This is a genomic window from Cellulomonas olei (genome assembly GCF_039548315.1).
Taxonomy (GTDB): domain Bacteria; phylum Actinomycetota; class Actinomycetes; order Actinomycetales; family Cellulomonadaceae; genus Cellulomonas.
The window spans coordinates 45,290-58,216 of sequence record NZ_JBCLVN010000027.1 but is presented as its reverse complement, the minus strand read 5'-3'; the positions used below and the strand labels follow the sequence as shown (position 1 = coordinate 58,216).

The window sequence follows — 12,927 nt, the reverse complement described above, 5'->3', positions numbered from 1 at the left end:
CATGCTGCCGGGGTGCGGGTGCTGGTGGTGGACGACGAGCGCGGGCTGGTGAGCGCCCTGCGCCGCGGGCTGACGGCCGAGGGCTTCGCGGTCGACGTGGCGTACGACGGGCAGACCGGCCTGGAGCTGGCGACCGACCGGGACTACGACGTCGTGGTGCTGGACGTCATGCTGCCGCGGCGCAACGGCTACGACGTGGTCACGGCGCTGCGGGAGGCCGGCGTGACCACCCCCGTCCTCCTGCTGAGCGCGAAGGACGGGGAGCACGATGTCGCCGACGGGCTCGACGTCGGCGCCGACGACTACCTGACCAAGCCGTTCTCGTTCGTGGTGCTGGTCGCCCGCCTGCGCGCGCTGCTGCGCCGGCCCGCGCAGGTGCGGCCGGCGGTGCTGACCTCCGGGGACCTCGTGCTGGACCCCGCGGCCCGCACGGTGACCGCCGCGGGGGCGCCCGTCGACCTGACCGCGCGCGAGCTGGCGCTGCTCGAGTACCTCATGCGCAACGCCGACCGCGTCGTGGGCAAGGTCGAGCTCCGCGACCACGTCTGGGACGGCCCGGGCGAGGACGGCAACGTGGTCGAGGTGTACGTCGGCTACCTGCGGCGCAAGCTCGGCCGGGACGCGGTGCGCACGGTCCGGGGCGCGGGCTACCGGGTGGGCGGGTGACCCGCGTCCGCCGCTGGTCGCTGCGCGCGCGGCTGACGGTGGTGACCGCCGGGCTGCTGTGCGTGGCGCTCGCGGTCGGCGCCGTGCTGCTGAGCACGGTGGTGCAGCGCAGCCGGGTGGCGGCGCTCGACGACGCGGTGCGGGCGCGGGCGGCGACGGTCGCGGCGCTCGTCGCGGGCGACCAGGTGCCCGACGCGCTGCCGGTCGCCGAGCCGGGCGAGATCGTGCAGGTGCTGGACGCCCGCGGGCGCGTGGTGGCGACGTCGCCGACGGCGAGCCGCACCCTGCCCGTCCTGCCCGCCGCGGAGGTGGCCGGGCTGCGCGAGCGGGCGCCCGTCGTCGTGGGCACCGCCACGGCGTACGACCGCGCCGCGCGCGTCGCCGTCGCCGACCCCGGTGACGGCTCCGTGGTGGTCGCGACGGTGCCGCTCGCCGAGGTCCAGGGCCTCGTGCGGGCGCTGCGGCTGTCGCTCGTGGGCGTCGTCCCGGTGCTCACGGCCGTGCTCGCGCTCGCCATCTGGGTGGCGCTCGGCCGCGCGCTGCGGCCGGTGGAGCGGCTGCGGTCCGCCGCCGCGCAGGTGGCCCGGGCGGGCGGCCCCGGCGCGCTGCCGGACCCGGGCACGGACGACGAGGTGGGGGCGCTCGCCCGCACGCTCAACGAGATGCTCGACCGGCTCGAGGTGGCGGCCGCCCGGCAGCGCTCGTTCGTGGCCGACGCCGCGCACGAGCTGCGCACCCCGCTGGCGGCGCTCGGCGCGACGCTCGACGTCGCGCGGACCCACCCCGAGGCGTACGAGCGCGACGAGCTGGTGGCGGAGCTCGGCGACGAGGTCGCCCGCATGCAGGCGCTCGTCGACGACCTGCTGCTGCTCGCGCGGGTCGGCTCCCGGCCGCCGGCGTCGCAGCAGGTGGACCTCGGCGACGTCGCGCGCGACGCCCTGGCGCTCGCGGTCACGGCGGCGGGGCGCCCCGGCGTGCGGGCCGAGGTGGTGGGCGCCGGACGCGCGCGCGGCGACGCGGCGGCCGTCGGGCGGGTGGTCCGCAACCTCGCGGACAACGCGCTGCGCCACGCCCGGTCCGCCGTGCGGGTGCAGGTGACGGACGGCCGCGTGGCCGTGGTCGACGACGGGCCCGGCGTCCCGGCGGCCGACCGCGAGCGGGTGTTCGAGCGGTTCGTGCGCCTGGACGACGCCCGGGCCCGGGCCGCCGGGGGCAGCGGGCTCGGCCTGGCGATCGCGCGGGAGGTCGCGCGCGAGCTCGGCGGCGAGGTCGTGCTGGCGGACGGCGACGGCCCGGCAGCCGACGGCCCGGCGGACGACGACGCCCCGGGGCTCCGCGCCGAGCTGCGCATGCCCATGTGACGCATCTCACACCAACGTTCTGTGACCGCTGGACGTCTGCGCGGGATGTGCAGGTCATGGAGACCTCCCGCCGGAACCGTCGCGCCCGCTTCGCCGCGGTCGCCGCCCTCGCACTCGGCCTGACCGCCCTCGCGCCCGTCGCCCAGGCCGACGAGGACGGTCCCGTCGAGCCGCTGTCCAGCAGCCAGTGCGCGAGCGGCCGCTTCTGCGTCTGGTCCGGGACGAACTACAGCGGGACCTTCTGGTCCACGGCCTCCGTCGGCCTGCAGGACACCACCGTCGGCGTCGCCGGCTCCGTCTGGAACCGCATGGGGGTCGACGTCCGCATGTACTCGGGCACCGGCGGCTCCGGCACCATCCGCTGCTGGAACAACGGCCAGCAGAACGGCTCCGTCTCGGTGGGCAGCGCCTCGATCCGTACCATGACAGCCACGACGTGTTAGCGAGCGATCTGAAGGTGGCGTGGGGACGGGCGGCGACGAGGGGGCTGGGCCAGCCGACGCGGCAGGGGACGACGACGCCGCGGCCTTCGCCGCTGCCTACCGGGTGCTCGCGCCGCAGGTCCGCGGGTACGCCCGGCGCCAGGTGCCGGACGGTCTGGCCGAGGACGTCGTCTCCGAGACCTTCCTGGTGGTCTGGCGCCGCTGGCGCGAGGCGCCCCGGGACCCCGAGCAGCTCCGTCCCTGGGTGTTCGGCGTCGCGCGGCACAAGATCCTGCACGTGCGGGAGCAGCACGGCCGCGGGCTCGCGACGCTCTCCCGGGTCGCAGCCCTGGAGCCCACCCGCCCGGCGCCCGGCGACCCGGCCGACGCCCTCGCGGCCGCGGACCGCGCTCGCCGGCTGCTCGCCGCCCTCCCGCCCGCCGAGGGCGAGGCGATGGCCCTGACCGTCTGGGCGGGGCTGACGCCGACCGAGGCCGCCGAGGTGCTCGGCTGCTCGGTCACCGCGCTCACCTCGCGGCTGTCCCGGGCGCGCGCCCGGCTGGGCGCGGTGCTCGCGGCCGACGACCCCGACGGCGCCGGCCTCGGCACCGCCGACCTCACGACGACCGACCGCACGACGACCGACCGCACGACCCGCACCGCCGGCACCGTGTCACCGGGCCGCGCCGACCAGGAGAGGAGAGGCCGATGAGCACCGACGACGACCGGAAGGCCGCCCTCGCCGAGGTGGCCGCCCTGCGCGCCGCCCTGCACGCGCAGGGCCTGGACGCCGTGGTCGACGGCACGGACCCCTCCGACCGCCGGGACCCCGCCGACGACGACGCGGCGATCGCCCGGATCCTCGCCGCGGGCGCGGGCGCGGGCGCGGGCACCGAGGACGAGGCCGCAGCCCCGGCCCCCGGGTCGACGGGCACGGGTGCCGACGGCGAGCCCGCCCCCGTGGTGCCGCTGCGCCGCCGGCGGGTGCGGCCGTGGTGGCTCGCCGCCACGGGTGCGGCGGCGGCCGTCGCGGTCGCGGCGGGCATCGGCCTGTCGGACCTGCGCGACCCCGCCCCGGCGGTCGCCACCGGCTCGCCGCCGATGCTGGCGTACCCGCTGGACCCCGACGACCTGGCGCACGGCGCGGGCGGGTCCGCGCGGGACACCCTGCTGGAGCTCGCGGCGGTCGCCGACGCCCAGGTGGACCCCGCGCCGCGCGGGCAGGTGCAGCGCACGCTCTCGCAGTCGTGGCTGCTGAGCACGAACGCGCAGTGGGACGGCACATCGGACTCCACGGTCGACCCGACGGTGGTCGAGTCGTGGCTGGGGCCGGACGGGTCGCTCGTCTCGGCGGAGTGGCGCGGGACACACCTCGACGCGGGCGGGCGGCTCGGGGCGGTCGACACCAGCCCCTCCGAGGCGGCCGTGGACAGGTTGAGCGCCGGCACCGTCGACCCCGACCTGGTCGCGGAGCTCTCGCTCGACCCGGACACGCTCCGCGCGCAGCTGCGTGCGCCGCTCGCCGCCACCGGCTGCGGGACCGACGCGCCGGCGGACGCCGGGGCGTGGTGCCTCTACCGCGCCGTCACCGACCTCTCCGCGCGGTACGTGCTGCCGTCCGACGTCGAGGCGGCGATGTGGGAGGCGCTCGCGGACGAGCCGGGGGTGACCCTGGCCGGCGAGGTCGTGGACCGCACGGGCCGTCGCGCCGTGGCGGTGTCGGTGCCGGGCGCGCCGACCGACCTGGACCCCACCGTGCGCGTGCTGCTCGTGGATCGCGCGACGGGGCGGCTCTCGGGGCTCGAGGAGGTCGTGCTGTCCTCGCAGCTCCTCGGGTTCACCGAGCCCACCGTCACGCAGTTCCGCTACGTCGTGACGTCGGACTTCGTCGGGGAGGTCGGCGGCCCGGCGGCGCGGCGCTGAGTCAGCGCTGAGTCAGGGCCGCAGCTCCACCAGCACGGCGGGCACCTCGTCGGCGAGCTCGCGGGCCAGGTAGCCCAGCGGGCCCACCCGCGCGGCGAGGCGGTCCCCGGCGGCGCCGTGCACCGCCGTGCCCCAGCACGCGGCCTGCTCGGGCGGGCAGCCCCCGGCCAGGAGGCCCGCGACGGCCCCCGCCAGCACGTCGCCGCTGCCCGAGGTGCCCAGCCCGGCGTAGCCGGTGGCCGAGGCCCACACCCGCCCGTCGGGGTGGGCCACCCGCCCGGCGCAGGTGACGACGGCACCCCAGCGCGCCGCCACCCGCGCGGCGGCCTCCTCCGGGGCGGGGTCGTCGCCGTCGAGCAGGCGCGCGGCCTCGGCGAGGTTCGGTGTGAGCACCACGCGGCCGGGCGGCAGCCGCACGTCGTCCGCCATCCCGGGCAGCACGCCGAGCGCGAAGGCGTCGAGCAGGACGGCGGGGGCGTCGTCGGCGTCCCCGAGCGCGGCGAGCACACCGCGGACCAGCCGGGCGCTGCCCTCGGGCTCGTCCAGCCCCGGGCCGACGACGACGGCGTCCGCCCGGCCGAGCTCGTCGGCGAGGTGCGGCGGCAGCTCGCCGGTCGGGGAGCCGTCGGCGTCCTCGGGCAGCGCGAGCACGCCGGACTCCGGCGTCGCCACCGCGAGGGCCGTCGCGACGGACCCCGCGACGGCCAGCGTCAGCCGGCCCGCGCCGATCCGGAGCGCCGTGAGCCCCGTCAGCGCCGCCGCGCCGGGGGTGCGGCGCGCGCCGCCCACGACGAGGACGCCGCCGCGGTCGTCCTTCGCCCCGTCGCGCGCGGGCAGCGGCCAGCCGCGCAGCAGGTTCGGGGTGAGGGCGGGCGCGTCAGTCATCGCCCTGCCCCGGGTGCTCGGTCACGGGCTCGCCCTGCGCGGCCAGGTGCGTCACGTCGTCGAACGTCTCGACGCGCCACCGGCCGTCCGCGCGGGTCAGCTCCGTCAGCGAGGCGTTGCGCACGCTGTGCTCGGCGACCTCGGCCATGAGCTCCTCCTCGGTCAGGCCCTCCGCCACGTAGCGCAGCAGCCAGATCACGGCGTCGTGGCACACCACGAGCACGGTGCGGTCGGTGCCGGACTCGGCGCGCACCAGGTCCGCCAGCAGCGACCGGAGCCGGAGCGCGACGTCCGCCCACGACTCGCCGCCCGGGGGCCGGTAGTACAGCTTGCCGAGGCGGTCGCGGCGGGCCGCCTCGTCGGGGAACCGGACCTCCACCCCGTGGCTGGTGAGCCCGTCGAGGATGCCGAGCTCCCGGTCGCGGAGCCGCTCGTCGACCACCGGGCGCAGGGCGAGCCCCGCGCCGGCGACCGCCAGCTCCGCGGTGCGCCGCGCCCGCACGTAGGGCGAGCACCACAGCGCCTGCGGAGCGCGGCGCGGGGGCAGCGTCGCGAGGTGCTCGCCGAGCGCGCGCGCCTGCTCCTCGCCGGTCGCGGACAGCGGGGTGTCGGCGTCGCGGGTGGTCACGCCGACGGTCTCGTCGCCGGCGCGCTCGGCGCGCGTCGCGGCGACGTTCCCCTCGCTCTCCCCGTGCCGGACGAGCAGCAGCCTGGCGGTCATGCCCCCACGGTGTCAGGCCCGCAGCGGGGGCGCATCCGCAGGTCGGACGGCGCTCCCGGTGGGCCGGAGGTCCCGTGACGTGGGACACACCCCGGGGCTACGTTGCTCGTGACAGCGTTCACAAAGTCCGCGCTCCTGCGCGACGCGCAGTGTCGAAGGAGATCTGCCGTGCCCGAGATGATGAAGGCCGCCGTCGTCCGCGAACTCGGAGCCCCCCTCGTCGTGGAGGAGCGCCCCATCCCGGTCCCCGGACCGCACGAGGCCCTGGTCCAGGTCGACTACTCCGGCGTGTGCCACACCGACCTGCACGCGGCGCACGGCGACTGGCCGGTGAAGCCGACGCCGCCGTTCGTGCCGGGCCACGAGGGTGTCGGCCGCGTGGTCGCCGTCGGCTCGGAGGTGCACGACGTGCAGGTCGGCGACCGGTTGGGCAACGCCTGGCTCGCCACCGCGTGCGGCACCTGCCGGGACTGCCTGCGCGGCTGGGAGACGCTGTGCACCCGGCAGCAGAACTCCGGCTACTCCGTGGACGGGTCGTTCGCCGAGTACATGCTGGTCGACTCCCGCTACGCCCCGCGCATCCCGGAGGGCGTGGACGCGGCCGGCCTCACGGCCGTGCTGTGCGCCGGCGTCACGGTCTACAAGGGCCTCAAGGTGGCCGACGCCCACCCGGGCGACTGGGTGGTCGTGTCGGGCATCGGCGGGCTGGGCCACATGGCGATCCAGTACGCCGCGGCCATGGGCTACCGGGTCGTGGCCGTGACGGGCTCCGAGAGCAAGCGCGCCTCGGCGCTCGAGTACGGCGCCGAGCTGGTCGTGAACTACCGCGACGGCGACCCGGGCGAGGCCGTGCACGACCTGGTCGGCGGGGCGCACGCCGCACTCGTCACCGCGGTGAGCGAGTCGACGTTCCCGCAGGCGCTGTCGATGCTGCGCCGGGGCGGGACGGTGTCGCTGGTCGGCCTGCCGCCGGGGACGTTCCCGCTGTCGATCTTCGACACCGTCCTGCGCGGGCTCACGGTGCGCGGCTCGATCGTCGGCACCCGGCTGGACATGATCGAGGCGATCGACTTCTTCGCTCGCGGCGTCGTGCACACCAAGTACGAGCTGCGACCGCTGGACGCCGTCAACGACGTCTTCTCGCGGATGGAGACCGGGACGATCGACGGTCGTGTCGTCCTCGACATGGGTCTCTGACAACATGTGACGCACGTCACACGTCTCGCGTGTGACAGATCGAGTCCCCCTGCGGATCTCACGGGTGTACGGCCGGACGGTGTGGAGGGCACCGGTCGGACGTGAGGTGGCCCGTCCGAGCCCGCAGGGGGCGGCTCGGCCGGGCCACCTGTCTGTCCAGGGTCACCCGTCCGTCAGGGGCGCCGGCGACGGCGAGGGCGGTCAGGCGACGGGGGTGTCCCGGCGGCGCGGGAGCGTCGGCCGCGCGGGGCGGCGACCGGTCGTGCGGGCCCGGGGGGCTGCGTCCGCGGCCTCGTCCGGCCCGCCCGGGGTCGCGCCCGCCGGGTTCGCGTCCGCCGTGCCCGCAGCATCCGCCGCGTCCGCCGGGGCGGCCGCGCCGGGCTCCGTCGGGTCGTCGGTCTCCAGGTCCGGGTCCGCGTGCGCCGCGCCCGCGTCCGTGGCGGCCGGGCCGTCCTGCGCGAGGCTCGGCATCATGCGCTCCAGCTCGGGCTCCCAGGCGGCGTAGCGCTGCGGGAAGCAGCGGTGCAGCAGGTCGAGCATCGCGGACGCCGCGGTGGACGCCCCGGGGGAGGCTCCGAGCAGCCCCGCGATGGAGCCGTCGGCCGCGGTGACCAGCTCGGTCCCGAACTCCAGGACGCCGCCGCCGCGGCCCCGCTTGATGACCTGCACGCGCTGGCCGGCCGTGATGAGCTCCCAGCTCGAGTCGCGCGCCGTCGGCATGAAGGCCCGCAGGGTGCGCATCCGGGCGCCGCGCGTGGCGAGGACCTCCGTGACGAGGTACTTCAGCAGGTCGAGGTTGTGCAGCGCGACCGCGACCAGCGGCACGAGGTTCCCCGGTCGGACGGTGCGCAGCAGGTCGGTCCACGACCCCTGCTTGAGGAACTTCATGCTCCAGCCCGCGTACGGCCCGAACAGCAGGGCGGGGGAGCCGCCGACCACCCGCGTGTCGAGGTGCGGCACCGACATCGGCGGCGAGCCGACGGCGGCCTTGCCGTAGACCTTCGCGCGGTGCTGCCCGACGAGCGCGGGGTCGGTGGTGCGCAGGAACTGCCCGCTGATCGGGAAGCCGCCGTAGCCCCGGATCTCGTCGATCCCGGACGACTGCAGCAGCCGCAGCGCCCCGCCGCCGGCGCCGATGAACACGAACCGGGCGTCCAGCGTGGTGCGCCGCGGGCTGGCGTTCCACGAGCGGTCCACCAGGTGCAGGCGCCAGCCGCCGTCACGCCGCCGGCGGATCCGGCGGACCTCGTGCTGCAGGCGGACGTGCGCGCCCCGGGCGACGACGGCGTCCACGAGGTGCCGCGCCAGCGCGCCGTAGTCCACGTCGAGGCCGTCGGACGCCCGCGTGGCCGCGACGGGCTCCCCGGGGTGGCGGCCCTCCATGACGAGCGGCGCCCACTGCGCGATCGTCTCCGGGTCCTCGGTGTACTCGAGGTGGGCGAACCGCGGGTGGGCGGTGAGGGCGGCGTGCCGCCGACGCAGGTAGTCGACGTCGTCCTCGCCGCGCACGAACGTCAGGTGCGGGACCGGCGAGCGGTACCCGTCGTCGGGCAGCATCCCCGCCTCGCGCAGGTGGTCCCAGAGCTCGGTGGAGAGCTGGAACTGCTCGTTGATCGTGACGGCCTTGGCGATGTCGATGCTGCCGTCGGGCCGCTCGGGCGTGTAGTTCAGCTCGCAGAGCGCGGCGTGACCCGTGCCCGCGTTGTTCCAGGCGTCGGTGCTCTCCAGCGCGATCCCGTCGAGCCGCTCGACGACCTCGATGCGCCACGAGGGCTCGAGCTCCGAGAGCAGCGCGGCGAGGGTGGCGGACATGATGCCGCCACCGACCAGGACGACGTCGACCGGCTCAGCACTCGAGGACACCGCTCGATGCTATCCGCCGCGCGGCGGGCCGCGCGCACCATCCCCGGCCCGCGGACACCAGGGACGCAGGTCCCGGGTGGCGGTGGCCGGCCCCACGACGTGCGGGCGGGGGTCCCCGGTGCGACCGTGGGCAGATGAGCACCGACGACACCACCGGCACCGGCTACGACCCCGCCGAGGACCCGGACTCCGACCCGGCCATGCTCAACCCGCGCGAGGGCGCGCAGGCCGCCGGTGACGCCGGCGCCGACGTCGACACGGACGCCGAGCCGGCCAACCTGAACCCCCGCGGCGACGCGGTCGACGGCGACGCGGACATCCCGTGAGCCCCGCGCGCCGGCTCGACCGTTCGCTGCTGCAGACCTACCTCGGGGACCACCTCGCGGGGGCCACCGGCGGCAGCGCGCGGTTCGTCCGCATGGCCGACGCCTACGCGCGGACGCCGCTCGGGCCGGAGCTCGCGCGCATCGCCCGCGAGGTCGTCGACGAGCGCGAGTGGCTGCGCGAGACGGCGTACCGCCTGGACGCGCGTCCCAGCGCGCTCAAGCGCCTCGGCGTGGCGGTGGCGGAGCGGGCCGGCCGCCTGAAGCCGAACGGTCGGCTCACGACGCCGTCGCCGCTGTCGGCCGTGATCGAGCTCGACCTGATGCGGGCCGCCGTCGTCGGCAAGCGGGGCCTCTGGGAGACGCTCGACGCGTGGGCCGACGAGCTGGGGCTGGCACGCGAGCAGCTCGCGCGGCTGCTCGCGCAGGCCGACGAGCAGGCGCAGACGCTCACGCGGCTCGGGGCGGTCGCGCGGGAGCAGGCGTTCACCCGCGAGGCCGAGCCGGGTGGCGGCCGGGACGGCGGCGACCGGTGAGGGTCGTCGTGGTCGGCGCCAGCGGCAACGTCGGCACGGCGCTGCTGCGGCGCCTGCGCGACGACGAGACGGTGACGTCCGTCGCCGGCGTGGTGCGACGCGTCCCGCAGGGTCCCCCGCCGGCCCCGTACGACACGGTGGAGTGGTCGGCGGCGGACGTCGGCGCCCGCGGACCGGACGCGCCCGTCGTGCGCCGGCTGGCCGCCCTGTTCGCGGGCGCGGACGCCGTCGTGAACCTGGCCTGGCTCATCCAGCCCAGCCACGACCGCGACGCCCTGCGCCGCGTCAACGTCGACGGCATGCGCCGGGTGGTCGCCGCGGTCGTCGAGGCGCGGGTGCCGCACCTCGTCGTCGCGTCGTCCGTCGGGGCGTACTCGCCGTCGTACGGCGACGAACCACGCGACGAGAGCTGGGACACCTCAGGGGTGCGGTCGTCCGACTACAGCGTGGACAAGGTCGCCGTCGAGCGGCTCCTCGACGAGGCCGAGCTGCGCCACCCCGCGCTGACGATCGCGCGCCTGCGTCCGGCGCTGGTGTTCCAGCACGCCGCCGGGCACGAGATCCAGCGGTACTTCCTCGGCCCGTTCGTGCCGGGGTGGCTGCTGGGCAACCGGCTGCCGGTGCTGCCGTGGCCCGCCGGGTTCCGGCTGCAGGCCGTGCACGCCGACGACCTGGCGGACGCGTTCCGCGAGGCGGTCGTGCGGCAGGCGGCGGGGCCGTTCAACGTCGCGGGCCCCGGCGTGATCCGGGCCGCCGACGTCGCGGAGGTCGTGAGCCGCGGCCGCTGGCGGGAGGTCCCGCACGCCCCGGTGCGCGCGGCGATGTCGGCCGGCTGGCACGCGCGCGTGGTCCCGGTGGGCCCCGGGTGGTTCGACATGGGCGCGTCGGCGCCGGTCATGGACACCTCGCGCGCCGAGCGGGAGCTCGGCTTCCGGCCCCGGTACCCGGGCGTGCAGGCGATGCGGCAGCTGGTCGCGGGCATCGTGCGCGGCGCCGGGACGGCGAGCCCGCCGATGCGGCCGCGCTGATCGGCGATGCTGATCGCATGTCCGACGCGCGCCTCGTCCTCGGTGACCCTGCCGCCCCGGTGACCATCACCGAGTACGGCGACCTCGAGTGCCCGTACTGCCGGCAGGCCGAACCGGTCCTGCGCCGCCTCGTGGAGGAGTCCGACGGCGGTGTGCGCCTGGTGTGGCGGCACTTCCCGCTGTTCCAGGTGCACCCGCACGCGCTGGCCGCGGCGCTCGCCGCCGAGGCCGCCGCGGAGCACGGCCTGTTCTGGGAGATGCAGCGGGCGCTGTTCGCGCAGCAGGACCGGCTCGCGGAGCCGGACCTGCGCGCCGTGGGGGCCCGGCTCGGCCTGGACCCCGACGCCGTCGCCGGGCCGGGCGCGCAGCGGTTCGCGGACCTGGTGGAGGCCGACTACGTGACCGGGCTCGGGCTCGGCGTGCGGGGCACCCCGACGCTGTTCGTGCAGGACGAGCAGTACCGCGGGCGGCTGGACCTCGACGCGCTGCGCGCGGCCGTCGCCGCCGCGGCGCCCGGCCGGGGCTGAGCGACCCGCGGTGCGGTCAGGCCGTGCCCGGCCCCCACGGCCGCGGCGGCAGCGCCGGCGGCGGGTCGTCGTCGGGGGAGCACAGCGGCAGCCGGTCCCCGAGGATCCGCAGCAGCACCGTCCCGAGCACGGCCGCCACGAGCGAGCCCGCGAGGATGCCGATCTTCGCCTGCTCCCGGAGCTCGCCCTCGAACGCGAGCTCCGCGATGAACAGCGAGATGGTGAAGCCGATGCCCGCGAGCACGGCGCCCCCCACCAGGTGGCCCCAGCGCACCCGCCCCGGCAGCCGTCCCAGGCCGGTCCGGATCGCGAGCGTCGCGGCCCCCGTGATGCCGAGCGTGTTGCCGGCGACGAGCGCGACGGCGACGCCGATCGTGACCGGCGACGTGGCGGCGGCCCGCAGCGCCTCGGAGTCCAGGCGCACGCCGGCGTTCGCGAGCCCGAACACCGGCACGACCACGAACGCCGACCACGGGTGGAGCACGCGCTGCAGCCGCTCGCTCGCCGGCACCGCCGCCCGCGCGGCGAGCTCCGTGAGGTGCTCGCGGTCCGCGGTGGTGTCCGCCACCAGCCCGTCGGCCCACTGCGGCACCTGCTCGACGTGGGCGCGCGGCATCGCCCGCGACGGCAGCAGCAGCCCGACCAGCACCCCGGCGAGCGTCGCGTGCACCCCGGACGCGTTGACCGCGAGCCACAGGGCGACGCCGACCACCGCGTACGGCGCGAGACGCCACACCCGCAGCCACCGCAGCGCGAGCAGCGCCACCACCAGGGCCCCGGCGACGCCCAGCGCCGCCATGTCGACCCCGTCGTTGTAGAACACCGCCATCACGGTGATCGCGCCGATGTCGTCGACGATGGCCAGCGTGAGCAGGAACAGCCGCAGCCGGTCCGGGCACGCGGGCCCGAACAGCGCGAGGATGCCGACCAGGAACGCGGTGTCCGTCGACATCACGACGCCCCAGCCGTGGGCGGCCTCCGTCCCGGCGTTGAACAGCAGGTAGATCAGCGCGGGGACCGCCAGGCCGCCGAGCGCCCCGAGCGCCGGGACCGCCACCGTGCGCCGGTCGCGCAGCTCGCCGCTGGTGACCTCGCGGTTGATCTCCAGGCCCACGACGCAGAAGAACACCGCCATCGCCGCGTCGTTCACCCAGTGGTGCAGGTCGAGGTCCAGGCCGACCCCGCCGACGTGGAACCCGGCCGAGGTCGACCACAGCGCCTCGTACGCCCCCGCCAGCGGGGAGTTCGCCCACACGAGCGCCACGACGGTCGCCCCGAGCAGGAACACCGCGCTGCCCGCCTCGGTGGCCAGGAAGTCCCGCACGGAGGGGCTGACGGACGGCAGCCGCAGGCGCAGCGGGGGTCCCGGGACGGAGCGGGCGGGGTCGATGGCGTCGGTGGCCACGGGCGGCTCCCAGCGGTCGGTGGTCGGGCGGGGGTGCGGGCCGTCCGCGGGCCCGGCGCTCTCGTCCCGA

At 77.1% G+C, this 12,927-nt stretch carries 14 protein-coding genes; 10 read left to right on the top strand and 4 right to left on the bottom strand.

All coding sequences use genetic code 11. The annotated features are described in order from the left end of the window. The first annotated feature begins 12 nt into the window (after positions 1 to 12). Genes AAHH18_RS10055 through AAHH18_RS10035 form a run of 5 tightly spaced genes read left to right on the top strand, consistent with a single transcriptional unit; the run spans position 13 to position 4,372 of the window. Positions 13 to 666 carry a response regulator transcription factor gene (locus tag AAHH18_RS10055; RefSeq protein WP_283319645.1) on the top strand — a complete coding sequence of 218 codons (654 nt, stop codon included), beginning with the start codon at positions 13 to 15 and terminating at the stop codon, positions 664 to 666. Then, positions 663 to 2,027 carry an ATP-binding protein gene (locus AAHH18_RS10050; protein ID WP_343301510.1) on the top strand — a complete coding sequence of 455 codons (1,365 nt, stop codon included), beginning with the start codon at positions 663 to 665 and terminating at the stop codon, positions 2,025 to 2,027. Before AAHH18_RS10055 ends, AAHH18_RS10050 begins: the two co-directional genes overlap by 4 nt. 56 nt (positions 2,028 to 2,083) lie before the next feature. After that, a complete protein-coding gene (locus AAHH18_RS10045) occupies positions 2,084 to 2,470 on the top strand; it encodes a peptidase inhibitor family I36 protein (RefSeq protein WP_343301509.1) in 387 nt (128 codons plus the stop codon). Between the two features lie 19 nt (positions 2,471 to 2,489). Continuing rightward, entirely contained in the window at positions 2,490 to 3,161 is a 672-nt protein-coding gene (locus tag AAHH18_RS10040) for an RNA polymerase sigma factor (protein ID WP_343301508.1), read from the top strand. Then, positions 3,158 to 4,372, top strand: coding sequence for a CU044_5270 family protein (locus tag AAHH18_RS10035; RefSeq protein WP_343301507.1), 1,215 nt, complete (start codon positions 3,158 to 3,160; stop codon positions 4,370 to 4,372). The genes AAHH18_RS10040 and AAHH18_RS10035 overlap by 4 nt, the downstream gene beginning before the upstream one ends. A 12-nt stretch (positions 4,373 to 4,384) precedes the next feature. On the opposite strand, the gene AAHH18_RS10030 is transcribed toward AAHH18_RS10035, so the two are convergent. Beyond that, positions 4,385 to 5,257 (bottom strand): NAD(P)H-hydrate dehydratase, encoded by an 873-nt coding sequence (locus AAHH18_RS10030; protein ID WP_343301506.1) that lies wholly within the window; start codon positions 5,255 to 5,257, stop codon positions 4,385 to 4,387. Then, positions 5,250 to 5,978, bottom strand: a complete 729-nt coding sequence (locus tag AAHH18_RS10025) for a histidine phosphatase family protein (RefSeq protein WP_343301505.1) — start codon at positions 5,976 to 5,978, stop codon at positions 5,250 to 5,252. Before AAHH18_RS10025 ends, AAHH18_RS10030 begins: the two co-directional genes overlap by 8 nt. A 177-nt stretch (positions 5,979 to 6,155) precedes the next feature. Between AAHH18_RS10025 and adhP the strand changes: the two genes are divergently transcribed. Continuing rightward, positions 6,156 to 7,175: an alcohol dehydrogenase AdhP gene (adhP, locus tag AAHH18_RS10020; RefSeq protein WP_343301537.1), complete on the top strand. Its 1,020-nt coding sequence runs from the start codon at positions 6,156 to 6,158 to the stop codon at positions 7,173 to 7,175. A 201-nt stretch (positions 7,176 to 7,376) separates the two neighbouring features. On the opposite strand, the gene mqo is transcribed toward adhP, so the two are convergent. Further along, positions 7,377 to 8,987, bottom strand: a complete 1,611-nt coding sequence (gene mqo, locus AAHH18_RS10015; RefSeq protein ID WP_459349112.1) for a malate dehydrogenase (quinone) — start codon at positions 8,985 to 8,987, stop codon at positions 7,377 to 7,379. 185 nt (positions 8,988 to 9,172) lie between these two features. Between mqo and AAHH18_RS10010 the strand changes: the two genes are divergently transcribed. From AAHH18_RS10010 to AAHH18_RS09995, 4 genes are read left to right on the top strand one after another with little or no spacing between them, the layout of a single operon-like run. Continuing rightward, positions 9,173 to 9,364, top strand: coding sequence for a hypothetical protein (locus AAHH18_RS10010; protein WP_343301503.1), 192 nt, complete (start codon positions 9,173 to 9,175; stop codon positions 9,362 to 9,364). After that, a complete protein-coding gene (locus tag AAHH18_RS10005; protein WP_343301502.1) occupies positions 9,361 to 9,897 on the top strand; it encodes a hypothetical protein in 537 nt (178 codons plus the stop codon). Before AAHH18_RS10010 ends, AAHH18_RS10005 begins: the two co-directional genes overlap by 4 nt. After that, the gene (locus AAHH18_RS10000; RefSeq protein ID WP_343301501.1) at positions 9,894 to 10,925 is read left to right on the top strand and encodes an NAD-dependent epimerase/dehydratase family protein; all 1,032 of its coding nucleotides are present in this window, start codon (positions 9,894 to 9,896) and stop codon (positions 10,923 to 10,925) included. Before AAHH18_RS10005 ends, AAHH18_RS10000 begins: the two co-directional genes overlap by 4 nt. Positions 10,926 to 10,942: 17 nt before the next feature. Next, positions 10,943 to 11,452 (top strand): DsbA family protein, encoded by a 510-nt coding sequence (locus AAHH18_RS09995; RefSeq protein ID WP_343301500.1) that lies wholly within the window; start codon positions 10,943 to 10,945, stop codon positions 11,450 to 11,452. A 16-nt stretch (positions 11,453 to 11,468) separates the two neighbouring features. Here AAHH18_RS09995 and nhaA read toward each other — a convergent pair whose 3' ends face one another. Beyond that, a complete protein-coding gene (nhaA, locus tag AAHH18_RS09990; RefSeq protein ID WP_343301499.1) occupies positions 11,469 to 12,857 on the bottom strand; it encodes a Na+/H+ antiporter NhaA in 1,389 nt (462 codons plus the stop codon). Positions 12,858 to 12,927: the final 70 nt, after the last annotated feature.

Excerpts from the sequence above, each read along its gene's own strand:
- AAHH18_RS10045 (WP_343301509.1), top strand. The coding sequence starts at position 2,084 with ATGGAGACCTCCCGCCGGAACCGTCGCGCCCGCTTCGCCGCGGTCGCC.
- AAHH18_RS10035 (WP_343301507.1), top strand. The coding sequence starts at position 3,158 with ATGAGCACCGACGACGACCGGAAGGCCGCCCTCGCCGAGGTGGCCGCC.
- AAHH18_RS10030 (WP_343301506.1), bottom strand. The coding sequence starts at position 5,257 with ATGACTGACGCGCCCGCCCTCACCCCGAACCTGCTGCGCGGCTGGCCG.
- AAHH18_RS10025 (WP_343301505.1), bottom strand. The coding sequence starts at position 5,978 with ATGACCGCCAGGCTGCTGCTCGTCCGGCACGGGGAGAGCGAGGGGAAC.
- adhP (WP_343301537.1), top strand. The coding sequence starts at position 6,156 with ATGATGAAGGCCGCCGTCGTCCGCGAACTCGGAGCCCCCCTCGTCGTG.
- mqo (WP_459349112.1), bottom strand. The coding sequence starts at position 8,987 with ATGTCCGCCACCCTCGCCGCGCTGCTCTCGGAGCTCGAGCCCTCGTGG.
- AAHH18_RS10010 (WP_343301503.1), top strand. The coding sequence starts at position 9,173 with ATGAGCACCGACGACACCACCGGCACCGGCTACGACCCCGCCGAGGAC.
- AAHH18_RS09995 (WP_343301500.1), top strand. The coding sequence starts at position 10,943 with ATGTCCGACGCGCGCCTCGTCCTCGGTGACCCTGCCGCCCCGGTGACC.